A 14,663-nucleotide genomic window follows, 5' to 3' on the forward strand; every position below is an offset into this window, starting at 1 on the left:
TGGCGGGCATGGGCGAAGCGGTGGAGTTGCGGGCGGGCGAGCACACCGTGCGGCTGTCGAACCCGGACAAGGTCTACTTCCCGGAGAGCGGATACACCAAGCTGGACGTGGCGCGGTACTTCCTGGCCGTCGCCCCGGGCGTCACCCGGGCGCTGTACGACCGGCCCACCACCCTGGAGCGCTTCCCCGACGGCATCACCGGGGAGTCCTTCTTCCAGAAGCGCGCGCCCCGCAACCACCCCGACTGGCTGCGCACCGCCACCATCTCCTTCCCCAGCGGCCGGCACGCCGACGAGCTGTGCCCCACCGGGGTGGAGGCGGTGATCTGGGCCGTCAACCTCGGCTGCCTCACCTTCCACCCCTGGCCGGTGCGGAGCGGGCGCCTGGACCACCCCGACGAACTGCGGATCGACCTCGACCCGCAGCCGGGCACCGGTTTCGCCCAGGCGGTGCGCGTCGCCGGGGAACTGCACGGGCTGCTCGACGAACTCGGCCTGCGCGGCTGGCCCAAGACCTCCGGCGGCCGGGGGCTGCACGTCTTCGTCCCCATCGAGCCCCGCTGGACCTTCACCGAGGTGCGGCGCGCCGCCATCACCCTGGGCCGCGAGCTGGAGCGCCGGATGCCCGGTGAGGTGACCACCGCCTGGTGGAAGGAGGAGCGCGGCGAGCGGATCTTCGTGGACTACAACCAGACCGCCCGCGACCGCACCATCGCCTCCGCCTACTCGGTGCGGCCCCGCCCGCACGCCCCGGTGTCCGCCCCGCTGCGCTGGCCGGAGGTGGCCGACGCCGACCCCGCCGACTTCGACCTGGCGACCATGCCGGGCCGGTTCGCCGAGCTGGGCGACGTGCACGCCGACATGGCCGACCACGCCTACGCGCTGGACGGCCTGCTGGAGAAGGCCGACCGCGACGAACGGGACCACGGACTCGGGGACCTGCCCTATCCGCCGGACCACCCGAAGATGCCCGGGGAGCCCCGGCGCGTCCAGCCCAGCCGGGCCCGGCCGGCCGAGTGACCGCTTCCGCGCCCGGCCCCTGCCGGGTCCCGCGGAACGCTCCTCGGCGGCCTGCCGGGACCCTCTCCGGGCCCCGGGCCTCGCGGGCTCTCCCTCCCGGGGGCTGCCGGGCGGTCCCCTCTCTGCGTCGGCGCGCTTCCCCGGGCCTCGCGGGCCCGTCCCGGGGCGCGGTCCCGGCCCCCGTCCGCGGGGTTGCGGCTCCCTCACCGGGCCCCGGCCACCAGGGCCCCGCCCCGGCGGCGTTCACCGCGCGGGCAGCGGCTGCTCGGTCCAGATGACCTTCCCGGTGGGCGTGTAACGGGTGCCCCAGCGCTCCGCCAGCTGGGCGACGAGGAACAGCCCGCGCCCGCCCTCGTCCATGGTCGTGGCCCGGCGCAGGTGCGGTGAGGTGCTGCTGCCGTCGGCGACCTCGCAGATCAGCGAGCGGTCCAGGATCAGCCGGGCGCGGATCGGGCTCCCGCCGTACCGGATGGCGTTGGTGACCAGCTCGCTGAGGATCAGCTCGGTGGTGAACGCCTCCTCGGCCAGCCCCCACGCGGCGAGGCGCCCGGAGACCGCGGTGCGCACCTCGGCCACCGCCGCCGGGTCGGCGGGCACGGCCCACTCGGCGATCCGGTCCGCCGGGACCGAACGGGTCCGGGCCACCAGCAGGGCGATGTCGTCCTCGGGCCGCTCCGGGAGCAGCGCCCGCAGCAGCTGCCGGCAGATCTCCTCCGGGTCCTGCTCCCCGCGGGCGAGCACCTCGCGGAGGGTGTCGAGCCCGACGTCGATGTCCCGGCCCCGCTGCTCGACCAGCCCGTCGGTGTACAGCACCAGCCGGCTGCCCGCCGCCAGCGGCAGTTCGACGGACTCGAAGGGGAACCCGGACAGTCCGAGCGGCGGCCCCGCCGGCACCTCGGCGAACCGCACCGAACCGTCGGGGTCCACCACGGCGGGCGGCGGATGCCCGGCCCGGGCGACGGTGCACACCCGGGCGACCGGATCGTAGATCGCGTACAGACAGGTGGCCCCGGTCAGCCCGTCGCTGCCGGTGCCCGGCTCGTCGTGGTCGATGTGGAGCGCGAGGTCGTTGAGGTGGCCCAGCAGCTCGTCGGGGGCCATGTCCAGCGCGGAGAAGTTGTGCACCGCGGTGCGCAGCCGGCCCATGGTGGCGGCGGCGTGCAGCCCGTGTCCCACCACGTCCCCGACCACCAGCGCCGCCCGGGCGCCGGGCAGCGGGATCACGTCGAACCAGTCGCCGCCCACCCCCGCCTGCGCGGGCAGGTAGCGGTAGGCGACGTCCAGGGCGTTCTGCTCCGGCAGCCCGCTGGGCAGCAGGCTCTGCTGGAGGGTCTCCGCCATGGTGTGCTCGCGGGTGTAGCGGCGGGCGTTGTCGATGCACGCCGCGGCGTGCGCGGCCACCTCCTCGGCCAGTGACAGGTCGTCCTCCTCGAAGGGTTCCGGCCGCTCCGAGCGCCAGAAGTTCACCACGCCCAGCACCACGTTCCGGGACCGCAGGGGGACCGCGATCAGCGAGTGGATGCCGTACTCCACGATCGCCCGCGCCCGTTCCGGATCCTGCGCGTGCCAGCCGGGGGAGGTGCGCAGATCCGCCGCCAGCACCCCGCGCGCCCCCGCCACCCCCCGCGCCTGCGGCGTGCTGGTCACGAAGCGGATCGGCTCCCCCTCCGGGTAGAGCGGGCAGTCCTCCCGGATGCCGTGCAGCGCGATGCGCCGCATGCCGGCCGGGTGCCCGGGCACCGGCTCCTCGCCCTCCGGCACCCCCTCGACCAGGTCCACGGTGGTGAAGTCGGCGAGGTCCGGAACGGTGGTCTCGGCCAGTTCCCGGGCGGTGCGCACCACGTCCAGGGTGGTGCCGATGGTGACGCTGCTGTCGTACAGCAGCCGCAGCCGGTCCCGCGCCATCGCCGCCTCGCCCGACAGCTCGTGCAGCTCGGTGGTGTCGCGCAGGGTCGCCACGACCCCCACCGGGCCGCCGGCGCGCTGCGCGGGCCGGTTGCTGACCGCCAGCAGCCGGCCCCCGGCCGCGATCACCTCGTCGGTGGCGACCCGGCCGCTGACCAGCATCTGTGTCATCCGGGGGTGCAGGCCCAGGTCGGTGACGGCCCGGCCCTCGGCGTCCGCGGGCAGCTCCAGCAGCCGGCGGGCCTCGTCGTTGGCGAGCAGCAGCCGCCGGTCGCCGACGATCAGGACGCCCTCCCGGACCGCGTGCAGCACCGCGTCGTAGTGCTCGTACATCCGGGCCATCTCGGCCGGGCCGAGACCGTGCGTCTGCCGGCTCAGCCGGCGGGCCGCCAGCACGATGCCGCCGGTCGCCAGGAGCAGGCCGATCGCGGCGCCGCCGAGCAGCACCGGCAGCTGGTCGTGGACCACGTCGCCCACGGAGCTGGCGAGCACCCCGGCCGACACCAGCCCCACCACCTCGCCCTCGGCGTTCTCCACCGGCACGGTGGCCTGGAGCAGCCGGCCGATGTCGCTGTCCACCATCTCGGTGACCGGCTGTCCGGACAGCGGGGTGTCGATGTCGCCGACGAACCTCTTCCCGATCAGCTTCGGGTTGGGATGGGCGTAGCGGATGCCGCGCTCGTCGGTCACCACCACGAAATCGACGTCGGTGCTCTTCCGGACGGCCTCCGCACCGGGCTGCAGCTCGCGGGTCGGGTCCCGGGAGGTGAGGGCGTCCGCGACGCCGGGGGAGTGGGCGAAGGTCTGGGCGACGGACAGGGACCGGCGGCGGGCCTCCCGCTCGCTGTCCCGGTCGGCCTGGAGCACCAGCGCGGTCGCCCCGGCGGCGACGATCAGCAGCGCCACCACCACCTGGAGGATCAGCGCCTGTCCGGCCACGCTGCGGATACCCAGCCCCGCCCGGCGGCGGCCGGTGCGGGCCCGTGGCTGCCGTCTGGTGGAGGCCGCGTTCTCCGGAGGCCGGGCTCGACCCATGAGTGCATATTCACACAAATCGGTTACGACCGCCGTCCCGCGGCGGGGCCCCGGCGCGCATCTTCACCCGCTCGGCCCCGCTGTGGCGGCAGCCGCCGGTGCGGTGTCCGGGCGGGTGCCGCGTGTGGGCCGGGCGTGCGCCGTGGCGGCTGTGCGCGGGGCCGGGTGTGCCCCGTGGCAGGTGTGCGCGGTGCCGTCCGTGCCGGCCGGGCCGTCCGGCGGGGTGGGCCCAGGGACGGGCCGCCGCGCGGGGAACGGCCGTCCGGCGCGGGGGCACCCCGTCCGGCGTGATGACGGGGCCGGCGGGTGACGGCCTCCGGCCTCCGGCCACCGGGTCCCGGGGACGGGGACCGGCGGCCGGAGGGTGCCGCGGGGCTCCGGGCCACCGGCCCGGGCGCCCGGAGGTCCTGCCGCCCGGCCGGCGCCCCGCCCGCCCCACCTCTCACCGTGCGGGCGGCGCCGGCCCGGGGCGGTGCCGTACGGGTCAGCCGGCCGCCGCGGCCTCCTTGGTGAACGCCTCGACGTACTCCGCCACCGCGTCGCACACCGCCGGCTGGTGGTCGTTGAGGTAGAAGTGGCCGCCGGTGAAGCTCGTGAAGTGGAATCCGCCGGTGGTGTGCTCCCGCCAGGCGGACGCCTCGTCCAGGGACACCCTGGGGTCGGACTCCCCGGTGAGCACGCCGATCGGGCAGCGCAGCAGCGGCTGCGGGGCCGGTACGTGCGTCTCCACCGCCTTGTAGTCGGCGCGCAGCGCCGGGAGGACCATCCGCACCAGCTCCTCGTCGTCCAGGATGCTGGCGGAGGTGCCGCTGAGCTGGCGGATCTCGGCGAGGAACCCGGCGTCGTCCCGGGTGTGGACGGTCTCCTCCCGGAACCGCGACGGCGCCCGGCGCCCGGAGGCGATCAGGCCCAGCGGACCGTCACCGGCGGTCCGTTCGAGCTGCCGCGCCACCTCGTAGGCGATGACCGCGCCCATGCTGTGGCCCAGCAGTACCAGCGGCCGGTCCGCCCAGCCCCGCAGCGCCTGGAAGACCTGCTCCGCGAGGTCGGGCAGATGGTCCAGGGCGGGCTCGTCCCGGCGGTCCTGCCGGCCGGGGTACTGCACGCTCAGCACATCGAGCCCGCCGGCCGCGAGCCGCGCCGAGAAGGGGAAGAAGAAGGGTGCCGAACCGCCCGCGTGCGGCAGGCACACCACCCGTACCCCGGCGTCGTCCACGGGGTGGAACCGCCTGACCCACAGGTCGTTCCGCTGCCCGTCACTCATCTGTCTCGCTCCTCACCGGAGATCCCCGGCATCACGGGACACCCCCGCCTCGCTACCCGGTCGCCGCGCGCGCGGCCCTGTGTATGGCGTCCCCATCCTAGGCAGGCGGGCGCCGGGGTCCGGCTCGTCCACGGCTCAACCGCCGGGCGGGGCCGCCCCGTTCAGCTCCTCGCGGATGCGCTCGCGCAGCGGACGCCGGCGCAGCGCGTCGAGCGCCTCGTCCACGAGCCGGGTCAGCGGGAAGGGGAGTTCGGCCTCGAACGCGGCGACGGCCGCGGTGGTGGCCGCCGCCTCGGCGTCCAGGGCCGGCAGCAGCCGTTCCGCGCGGGGGGTCAGCCGGACGATCCGCCGCCGCGCGTCCCGCCCCGGGGCCACCGTCACCAGTTCCGCCTTCACCAGCTCGGCCACCGTCTGGCTCGCGGCGGAGTGGGTGACCCCGATCGCCTCGGCGATCTCCCGGATGGAGGCCGCGCCGGAGGCGGCCAGGGTACGGATCACCGGGGTGAAACGGGGGCGGAAGCCGGGCAGGCCGATGTCCGCGTAAGCGGCCGTCACCTCGGCGTCCAGCAGCTCCAGCAGATGGCGCAGCCGGGTGCCCAGTACCTCGGTCCCGGCGGGTGTGGCATTCATGTGGGGTAATGTAACAGCGCTGTCGTATCCAGTGACGAGGGGTGGGACCGATGACAGACACCGGGGAGAGCGGCACGGCGGAGCTGTATCCGCCGATCGAGCCGTACGACCACGGGATGCTCGACGTGGGGGACGGCAACCGGATCTACTGGGAGGTCTGCGGCAACCCGCACGGCAAGCCGGCCCTCGTGGTCCACGGCGGGCCCGGGTCGGGCTGCTCGACAGGGGTGCGCCGCTACTTCGACCCCGACCGCTACCGGGTCGTCCTGTTCGACCAGCGCGGCTGCGGCCGGAGCACCCCGCACGCCGGCGACCCCGCCACCGACCTGCGGCACAACACCACCTGGCACCTGGTCGCCGACATGGAGGCGCTCCGCGAGCACCTGGGCATCGACCGCTGGCTGCTGTTCGGCGGCTCCTGGGGCTCCACGCTGCTGCTCGCCTACGCCGAGCGCCACCCGGAACGGGTCTCGGAGATCGTCGTCGGGGCCGTGACCACCACCCGCCGCTCGGAGATCGACTGGCTCTACCGGGGCGTCGGCCGGTTCTTCCCCGAAGCCTGGGAGAGGTTCCGCGCCGGGGTTCCGGAGGCGGACCGCGACGGCGACCTGATCGCCGCCTACGCCCGCCTCACCTCCGACCCCGACCCCCGGGTGCGGGCCCGGGCCACCGAGGACTGGTGCGCCTGGGAGGACACGGTGGTCTCCCTGGAGGACACCCCCGGGCCCGCCCCGTACAGCGGCCGGCCCTCGGCGGCCCGGCTGGCCCTGGTCCGCCTCGCCGCCCACTACTTCGCGCACGGCGCCTGGCTGGAGGAGGGGGCGCTGATCCGCGACGCCGGCCGGCTCGCGGGCATCCCCGGGGTGCTCATCCACGGCCGCCTGGACCTCGGCAGCCCGCCGCACACCGCCTATCAGCTCAGCCGGGCCTGGCCGGACGCCGAACTGACCGTGGTGGAGGACTCCGGGCACTTCGGCAGCGCGCGGATGCGCGCCCGGGAGCTGGCCGCCCTGGACCGCTTCGCCCGGCGCGGCTGAACCGGCGGGCGCCCCGGCCGCACCGTCCGGCGGACCGGGCGCGGCACACCCGCCGCGCCCGGCCACCCGGCCCCCGGACGCACCGGCCGCGCCCGGCCCCCGGCGCGGCGACCCCGGCCGCGGGGCCGGCGACACGGGCCGGGGCGCCCGTCCCTCCGGCGGCGCCGTCCGCACCGCCCGCCCGGCGCAACCCGGTGCGGCGAACCGGTCAACTTCGGCCGCCCGGGGTGGCCGGAGGGCCGGCACCGGGCATGGCGGGTGGCGTCACGCCGCAGCGGCGGGCAGAGCCACCACGAGGGAACAGCGATGACCGACGAATTCGTGCTGGACGTCAACAGAATCCGTGCCGAGGCCCGGCAGAAGATGGAGGCCGGGCCGGTCACCGACACCTACGGGACGGACCGGGAGCGGGTGATCGGCATCCTCAACGACGTGATCGCCACCGAGGTGGTCTGCTGGCTCCGGTACACCCGGCACGCCATCTCGGCGAGCGGCATCGACCGCGCCCAGGTCTCCGCCGAGTTCACCGAGCACGCCGCGGAGGAGATGCAGCACGCCGTCCGCGCCGCCGAACGCGTCTCCCAGCTCGGCGGCGACCCGGACTTCGACCCGGCCACCCTCACCCGGCGGGCGCACACCGACTACACCACGCCGCCCGACGGCGAGCTGAAGACCATGCTGGAGAACAACCTGCTCGCCGAGCGCATCGTGATCTCCACCTACCAGGAGATCATCCGCTGGCTCGGCGACAGCGACCCCACCACCCGCCGGCTGATGGAGTCCATCCTCGAAGAGGAGGAGGAACACGCCGACGACCTGGTGGACCTGCTCGGCGTCTGAACCCGGCCCGTCCGTCCGGGTCAGCCCGGGGCCCGTCCCAGGCGGTCCCTGGCCGTCCGGGCGGGCGGTGCCTCGCGCGGGGGTGGCGCGTCATGCAGGGTGCGCCGCCCCCCCGGATCCGGCGGCCCGGGACGGGCCGGGGAGCCGGGGCCGCCGGTGGGCCGGCGGGGGGACGACGGGCGGTGACCGGCGCCCCGCACCGCCCCCGGCGCCCCGCACCCCCCACCGTCCCGTCGCCGCCTCCCGCGGCCCGGGCCCCGCACCTCGCGCCCACCGCGTGCGGCGGCCTGCCGTGCCGGCGGCGGTCTGTCGTACCGGCGGGGAGCCTCTCGTGCCGGCCGGCCGTCACGGCTCGGCGCCGTACCAGACCGTGGTGGCGTTGCAGAACTCCCGGATGCCGTGGCCGGACAGCTCCCGGCCGTAGCCCGAGCGCTTCACCCCGCCGAACGGCAGCGCCGGGTGGGAGGCGGTCATCCCGTTGACGTACACGCCTCCGGCCTCGATGTCCCGGACGAACCGCCGCTGCTCCTCCTCGTCGCGGGTCCACAGGTTCGAACTCAGCCCGAAGGGGGTGTCGTTGGCGAGCGCCACCGCCTCGTCCAGGTCGTCCACCCGGTACAGCGACGCCACCGGGCCGAACGCCTCCTCCCGGTGGATCCGCATCCGCGGGGTCACCCCGGTCAGCACGGTCGGCTCGTAGAACCACCCCCGGTCCAGACCCTCCGGCCGCCGTCCGCCGCACAGCGCCGAGGCGCCCAGCCGCACCGCGTCGTCCACCAGCTCCTCCAGGTCGGCCCGGCCGCGTTCGCTGGACAGCGGACCGATGTCGGTGCCGTCCGCCATCGGGTCGCCGACCCGCAGCGCCGCCATGCCCTCGGTGAAGCGGGCGGCGAACTCGTCGTGGACGTCGCGGTGCACGATGAAGCGCTTGGCCGCGATGCAGGACTGACCGTTGTTCTGGGTCCGGGCGGTCACCGCGGTGCGGGCAGCCCGCGCCACATCGGCGGAGGGCAGCACCACGTACGGGTCGCTGCCGCCGAGCTCCAGCACCGTCTTCTTCACCTCGTCCCCGGCGACGGCGGCCACCGAGCGCCCGGCCGGTTCGCTGCCGGTAAGGGTGGCCGCGGCCACCCGGGGGTCCCGCAGGATGCCCTCGATCGCGCCGGAGCCGACCAGCAGCGTCTGGAAGCAGCCGCGCGGCCAGCCGGCCCGGCGGAACAGCTCCTCCAGGTACAGCGCGGTCCGCGGCACGTTGGAGGCGTGTTTGAGCAGCCCCACGTTGCCCGCCATCAGCGCGGGGGCGGCGAACCGCACGACCTGCCAGAGCGGGAAGTTCCAGGGCATCACCGCCAGCACCACGCCCAGCGGCCGGTACACCACCCGGGCCGCACGGGCGCCGGAGTCGCGCACGTCCGCCTCGGCGGGGTGCTCGTCGGCGAGCAGTTCCTCGGCGTGCCGCGCGTACCAGCGCATCGCCCGGGCGCACTTGGCCGCCTCCGCCCGCGCCGCCGCCAGCGGCTTGCCCATCTCGGTGGTCACGGTACGGGCGATCTCGTCGAGGTCCTCCTCCAGCAGCTCCGCGGCCCGCTCCATCAGCCGGGCCCGCTCGGCGAAACCGGTGCCGCGGCTCTTGCGGGCGGCCTCGTCCGCCGCGGCCAGGCGCACCTCGATCCCCTCGGGCCCCAGGGCCTCGAACGTCTGGAGCGTCTCACCGGTCGCGGGGTTCACCGTGGCGATGGGCATACCGGGTCCCTTTCTCGTCGGCGCTCTACCGACCTTCACCCCGCCCGGCCGGCCGCGCAACGCGAGCCCGCCCCGGCCCGTCCCGGAGCGGCGCGCCGGCCGGCACCGCGGGCACGCCGGCCCGCACGCGGACCCACGCCCCGGCCACCGGGCGCGCGGGGATCCGGCCGCGCGTACGGCCGCGGGGGCACCGGGGCGGAGCCGCGCCCGCGCACCGCCGCGCCGGACCCGACCGACGGGGACCCGACCCCCGGCCGACGGGGACCCCCGGTCCGACCGACGGGTACCCGGACCCGGTCGTCGGGGGCCCCGGGGCGGCCCCGTCGGGCACCCCGGAGCCGGCCCGGGCCGGCCGGGTACGCCGGTCCCGGCCACGCAGGAACCCGTTCCGCCGCGTCACTCCCCGGCCGCGGTCACTCCCCGCGACGGTCGACGATCCGCCGGATCTTGCCCACCGACCGCTCCAGCGTCTCCGGGTCGACGATCTCCACGTCCGCCGACAGCCCGGCGCCGTCCTTGAGCCGCTGCGCGATGGCCGCCGCGGCGGCGGCACGGGTTTCGGACCCGGTGCCGGGGCGGGCCTCGGCGCGCACCGTCAGGTGGTCCATCCGCCCCCGGCGGGTGAGCACCAGCTGGAAGTGCGGGGCCACCCCCGGGGTACCGATCACGATCTCCTCCACCTGCCCGGGGAAGAGGTTGACCCCCCGCACGATGACCATGTCGTCGCAGCGGCCGGTGACCTTCTCCATCCGCCGGAACGCGGGGCGGGCGGTCCCCGGGAGGAGCCGGGTGAGGTCACGGGTGCGGTACCGGATCATCGGCAGCGCCTCCTTGGTCAGCGCGGTGAACACCAGTTCGCCGCGCTCGCCGTCGGGGAGCACCTCGCCGGTGACCGGGTCCACCACCTCCGGGTAGAAGTGGTCCTCCCAGATGTGCAGCCCGTCCTTGGTCTCCACGCACTCCTGGGCGACGCCCGGCCCGATGACCTCGGAGAGGCCGTATATGTCCACCGCGTGGATGTCCAGCCGCTCCTCGATCTCGCGGCGCATCTGCTCGGTCCACGGTTCGGCGCCGAAGATGCCGATCTTCAACGAGGTGGTCCGCGGGTCGATGCCCTGGCGCTCGAACTCGTCGATCAGGGTGAGCATGTAGGACGGAGTGACCATGATGATCTCCGGCCGGAAGTCCTCGATGATCCGCACCTGGCGCGCGGTCATGCCGCCGGAGGCCGGGATCACGGTACAGCCCGCGCGCTCCGCGCCGTAGTGCGCGCCCAGGCCCCCGGTGAACAGGCCGTAGCCGTAGGAGATGTGCACCTTGTGACCGGGCCGGCCGCCGGCCGCCCGGATCGACCGGGCCACCACGTCCGCCCACATCGACAGGTCCCGCTCGGTGTAGCCGACCACGGTGGGCCGCCCGGTGGTGCCGCTGGAGGCGTGCAGGCGCCGCACCCGGTCCATGGGGACGGCGAACATCCCGTACGGGTAGTGCTCGCGCAGGTCGGCCTTGGTGGTGAACGGGAAGCGGGCGAGGTCGGCGAGCGTCCGGCAGTCGTCCGGGGTGACCCCCGCCGCGTCGAACTTCCGCCGGTACGGCGCCACGTTCTCGTAGGCGTGGGCCAGCGCCGCCCGCAGCCGCTCCAGCTGGAGCGCGGCCAGCTCGTCCCGGCTCAGCCGCTCCGCCTCGTCCAGCGGCCCCGGACCCGGTCCGCCGGGGCGGTGCGGGTCCGCCGCGCCGCCCGCCACCGCTTCGGTGTCCCCGCCCGCTGACCGCCGCCCCTGTGTCATCTCCACCGCCCTCGGAAGAACCGACCGAACATTCGGTTTACGTCAGGGCGAAGTCAACCCACCGTTCCGCGGGGTGTCAAGATCCGGGACGGCTCAGCGCAGCGCGCGCTCCCGCCAGTGGGTGAACCGCTCCAGCGGGTCGCCGTCCAGCCGCCACGGCCAGGGGGTCACCTTGCCCTCGATCATCTTGAAGACGACCGCGGCGTCCGGGGTGCGGTTGGCGTGCACCAGGACGTACGCCAGGAGGTTGAGGTCGGCGAGGGCCGCCGCGTGCCGCAGGAAACCCGGCCGGGTCCAGTCCTCGAAGGCGTTCTCCAGCGCGGTGGAGGCCGGCGGGTGCGCCCACTGGTTGCCCGCCAGCACCGCGTTGATCCCGCCGTCCCGCACGGTGCGGTGGTGGTGGAGGACGGTCGCGGTCAGCTCCACCCCGACCGCCGGGGCGGTGGCGGGGATGCGGGACCGTACCGCGTCGACGAAGTCGCGCACCTGCACCTGGGACCCGCACTCCTCGGGGGACAGGTAGCCGAGCATCTGCAGATACGCCTCGCGGTGCCACGGATCGCGGTCGGTCACCTCGCGCCAGACCGGGAAGACCTCCCGGGACGGCGCCCGCAGCCGCCGCAGCAGACCCAGCAGCACCACCCACGGGGTCGGGTCCTCCGGGCGCAGATCGGCGGCCCGGTAACATCGGTCGACCGCCGCCCGCTCCTCCTCCGGGCTCCCGGGTCGGCGCAGCAGCTCCACCCAGGACAGGAAGGCGAGGGCGTCGGTGCTGTCCCCCCGGCGCTGCACCCAGGCCCGGGCGAGGTTGAGGCCCGGGGCGGTGCGGGCCAGCACGGTCATCCGGTGCGCCCGCCGGTCCCAGTCCGTCCCGGTGTCCTTGATCACCCGTTCGGCCTGCTCCACGTGCAGGTCCAGCAGCCCCGGCGCGGGCGGGGCCTGAAGCTGCGCCAGGACCCGGCCGAGGGCGGTGTCGTCGAGTTCCGGGACCAGGCGTGCCGCGGCGCTGCGGCGGCTTCCAAAGAGCGGCATGGCGGGAGCGTAGAAGTGGGGCCGCCCCATGAGGAGATCGCTGCGCGGATTGTTATCAGTAGTACGGAAACCACACTGCTACCGGCCCGTATCGTGAGATTCACCCCACGGGTGGTCCGGACCTGTAGGGGAGTTGACCGTCGTTCGGGTGCGGCAGGGGCCACCCGGCGGCCCGGACGGGCCGGATCGGCGCGCGCCGGACCGGACCCGAACGCGTCCGTGACGCCCCCGGTCCGCCGCCGCCCGCCGCCCCGCGTCCCGCCGTCCGGCGCCCCGCCCACCGCCTCGTGGCGCGTCCGCCCGCCGCGCCCTTCTCCGCTCCTGGCGTCCCGTGCGCGGCCCCCGCCGCCCCGGTGCGGCGCGGTCACCTCCGTTCCGCTGTGCGCGCCGTGCCGGCGGCGGCCACCGCGGGCGCGTCATCCCGCCGGTGCCCGGTCGCCGCGGGACGGGGGTGCCGGGACGAGCGCGGCGGCCAGCTCCCGCCACTCCCGGCGCGGCAGTACTGCCGGGTCGTGGCCGAGCACCTGGAGGCAGACGTGGTCGGCGCCGGCGTCCAGGTGCTCCCGCACCCGGCGCTCGACGGCGGACAGGTCCCCGTGGGCCACGATCGCGTCCACCAGCCGGCGGCTGGGGCCGCGCACGTCCTCGTCGCCGAAGCCGAGCCGCCGCACGTTCGCCTCCTGGTGGGGCGCGTGGCGCAGGTACGCGGTGACATGGGCCTCGGCGGTCCGGTACGCCCGGTCCCGGTCGTCGTCCAGCACCACCGCCTGCTCCACGGCGAGGAACGCGTCCGGGCCCATGATCTCCCGGGCCCGCGCGGTGTGCTCCACCGGGACGAAGTAGGTGTGGGCGCCCCACGTCTCCTCCGCCGCCAGCCGCAGCATCCGCGGTCCCAGGGCGGCGAGCACCCGCCGCGGCGCGGGGTCCGGTGCCGGCCCGTGGGCGGGCACCGCGTCCATCGACGCCAGGTAGCCGCGCAGGGTGGCCGCCGCCCGCGCCCGGGCCGGCAGCGGGTAGCCGTCGAGCGTGCGCGGGGTGTCGTCCACCCGGTGGCCGCCCAGCCCGAGGACGTACCGCCCCGGGAACGCCTCGCCGAGCGTGCGGGTCGCGGTGGCCATGGCGACCGGGTCCCGGAAGGCGATGTTGGCGATCCCGGAGGCCACGACCAGCCGGCGGGTGGCCGAGAGCAGCAGCCAGGCCTGCCCCACGGTGTCCCGGCCGAACGCCTCCCCGAACCACAGGGCGCCGTAGCCCAGTTCCTCGATCTCCGCGGCGGCCTCCCGGACCGGTCCCGCCGGATGTCCCTCGAAGGCCGCCGTCCACAGGCCCACCCGGCCCCGTGAGCCGTGCCCGTCTCGCGTCATCTCCGCCCCTCTCGCGGCACAGGGCCGTCTTTACCGGAGAACCTCTCCGGTTTCCTGGCGGTACTATACGGAGAAGCTCTCCGTTTTGGCCAGCCGGGTTCCCCGGCGGGGTCGGCGGATCCGCCGGGCGCACCGGTCCGGTGCCCGGGCGGGGTCCGCCGTGGGGCGGTGGGTGGAGAGCGGGACGGCGGCGTGCCGGCCCGGCGGGAGGGTGACCGGGCGGCAGGGAGGCCGGAGATGGAGATGGGCACGAGGGACGATGACGGCCGCGGCCGGGCGGCGCGGCGCGAGCGCACCGACGCCCGGCGCAACCGGGAGCGGCTGCTGGCGGCGGCCCGGGAGGTGTTCGCGGAGGAGGGGCCGGAGGCCTCGCTGAACGCGATCGCGCGCCGGGCCGGCGTGGGGCCGGGAACCCTCTACCGCCACTTCCCCAACCGGCAGGCGCTGCTCGCGGCCGTCCTCCGGGACCGTGTCGAGCGGCTCTGCGGCCGGGCCGGCGAGCTGGCCGCCGGGCAGCCGCCCGACGCGGCGCTCGCGCACTGGCTGGCGCTCTTCCTGGAGCATGCCCGGGACCACCAGGGGATGGGCGGGGCGCTGCTGGTGCAGGACGCCCGGGCGCTGGGGATCGACTGCCACCGGATGATCCACGACGCGGCGGCCGGGCTGCTCGACCGGGCCCGCCGGCGGGGCACCGCCCGCGCCGACCTGGCCCCGGACGATCTGCTGCGGCTGGTGGTGGGGATCGCCCTGTCCACCGCGCGTGACGCCGACGAGGGGCAGTCCGCCCGGCTGCTGGATCTGGTCCTGGACGCGGTGTTCCGGCCCGCGCCGGGCGACCGCCGGGCCCGTTCCGGCGGTGCGGGAGGGAGCGCCGCTGGCGGTGGGGAGTGCCGGCGGGGAGAGGGGTGCGGACGGGGGGAGAGAGGGCCGGCGGGGGAGGGGAGGGCCGGTGGAGGGTGGTCGGTGAGCCGGAGAAAAGCTACCGCTCAGTAATAGAACCTTGTAAG

The 14,663-nt window shown here is 75.9% G+C and carries 11 protein-coding genes; 4 read left to right on the forward strand and 7 right to left on the reverse strand.

What is annotated here, in order from left to right:
• Nucleotides 1-8: 8 nt before the first annotated feature.
• Nucleotides 9-1,019, forward strand: coding sequence for a non-homologous end-joining DNA ligase (ligD, locus tag IHE55_RS27160; RefSeq protein ID WP_197991441.1), 1,011 nt, complete (start codon nucleotides 9-11; stop codon nucleotides 1,017-1,019).
• Nucleotides 1,020-1,262: 243 nt separating this feature from the next.
• Here the strand turns inward: ligD and IHE55_RS27165 are convergent, their stop codons facing one another.
• The 3 genes from IHE55_RS27165 to IHE55_RS27175 all read right to left on the reverse strand — a co-directional run bounded on the left by IHE55_RS27165 (nucleotide 1,263) and on the right by IHE55_RS27175 (nucleotide 5,853).
• A complete protein-coding gene (locus tag IHE55_RS27165; protein ID WP_197991442.1) occupies nucleotides 1,263-3,959 on the reverse strand; it encodes a SpoIIE family protein phosphatase in 2,697 nt (898 codons plus the stop codon).
• A 484-nt stretch (nucleotides 3,960-4,443) separates the two neighbouring features.
• Complete coding sequence (locus IHE55_RS27170; protein ID WP_197991443.1) at nucleotides 4,444-5,223, reverse strand: thioesterase II family protein; 780 nt, start codon at nucleotides 5,221-5,223, stop codon at nucleotides 4,444-4,446.
• A gap of 135 nt (nucleotides 5,224-5,358) precedes the next feature.
• Entirely contained in the window at nucleotides 5,359-5,853 is a 495-nt protein-coding gene (locus tag IHE55_RS27175) for a MarR family winged helix-turn-helix transcriptional regulator (RefSeq protein ID WP_197991444.1), read from the reverse strand.
• Nucleotides 5,854-5,903: 50 nt separating this feature from the next.
• Here IHE55_RS27175 and pip point away from each other — a divergent pair, with 50 nt between their 5' ends.
• Nucleotides 5,904-6,890 carry a prolyl aminopeptidase gene (pip, locus tag IHE55_RS27180; RefSeq protein WP_197991445.1) on the forward strand — a complete coding sequence of 329 codons (987 nt, stop codon included), beginning with the start codon at nucleotides 5,904-5,906 and terminating at the stop codon, nucleotides 6,888-6,890.
• A gap of 306 nt (nucleotides 6,891-7,196) precedes the next feature.
• A complete protein-coding gene (locus tag IHE55_RS27185) occupies nucleotides 7,197-7,730 on the forward strand; it encodes a ferritin-like domain-containing protein (protein ID WP_197991446.1) in 534 nt (177 codons plus the stop codon).
• Between the two features lie 345 nt (nucleotides 7,731-8,075).
• Here IHE55_RS27185 and IHE55_RS27190 read toward each other — a convergent pair whose 3' ends face one another.
• The 4 genes from IHE55_RS27190 to IHE55_RS27205 all read right to left on the reverse strand — a co-directional run bounded on the left by IHE55_RS27190 (nucleotide 8,076) and on the right by IHE55_RS27205 (nucleotide 13,656).
• Nucleotides 8,076-9,473, reverse strand: coding sequence for an NADP-dependent succinic semialdehyde dehydrogenase (locus tag IHE55_RS27190; RefSeq protein ID WP_197991447.1), 1,398 nt, complete (start codon nucleotides 9,471-9,473; stop codon nucleotides 8,076-8,078).
• 413 nt (nucleotides 9,474-9,886) lie between these two features.
• Nucleotides 9,887-11,260, reverse strand: coding sequence for a phenylacetate--CoA ligase PaaK (gene paaK / locus IHE55_RS27195; protein WP_197992281.1), 1,374 nt, complete (start codon nucleotides 11,258-11,260; stop codon nucleotides 9,887-9,889).
• Nucleotides 11,261-11,353: 93 nt separating this feature from the next.
• The gene (locus IHE55_RS27200; RefSeq protein ID WP_197991448.1) at nucleotides 11,354-12,292 is read right to left on the reverse strand and encodes a hypothetical protein; all 939 of its coding nucleotides are present in this window, start codon (nucleotides 12,290-12,292) and stop codon (nucleotides 11,354-11,356) included.
• Between the two features lie 416 nt (nucleotides 12,293-12,708).
• Nucleotides 12,709-13,656 (reverse strand): TIGR03620 family F420-dependent LLM class oxidoreductase, encoded by a 948-nt coding sequence (locus tag IHE55_RS27205; protein WP_197991449.1) that lies wholly within the window; start codon nucleotides 13,654-13,656, stop codon nucleotides 12,709-12,711.
• Between the two features lie 237 nt (nucleotides 13,657-13,893).
• On the opposite strand from IHE55_RS27205, the gene IHE55_RS27210 reads away from it, so the two are divergent.
• The gene (locus IHE55_RS27210) at nucleotides 13,894-14,649 is read left to right on the forward strand and encodes a TetR/AcrR family transcriptional regulator (RefSeq protein WP_372442734.1); all 756 of its coding nucleotides are present in this window, start codon (nucleotides 13,894-13,896) and stop codon (nucleotides 14,647-14,649) included.
• Nucleotides 14,650-14,663 lie beyond the last annotated feature (14 nt).

The sequence above is a fragment of the Streptomyces pactum genome (assembly GCF_016031615.1).
GTDB classification, from domain to species: domain Bacteria; phylum Actinomycetota; class Actinomycetes; order Streptomycetales; family Streptomycetaceae; genus Streptomyces; species Streptomyces pactus.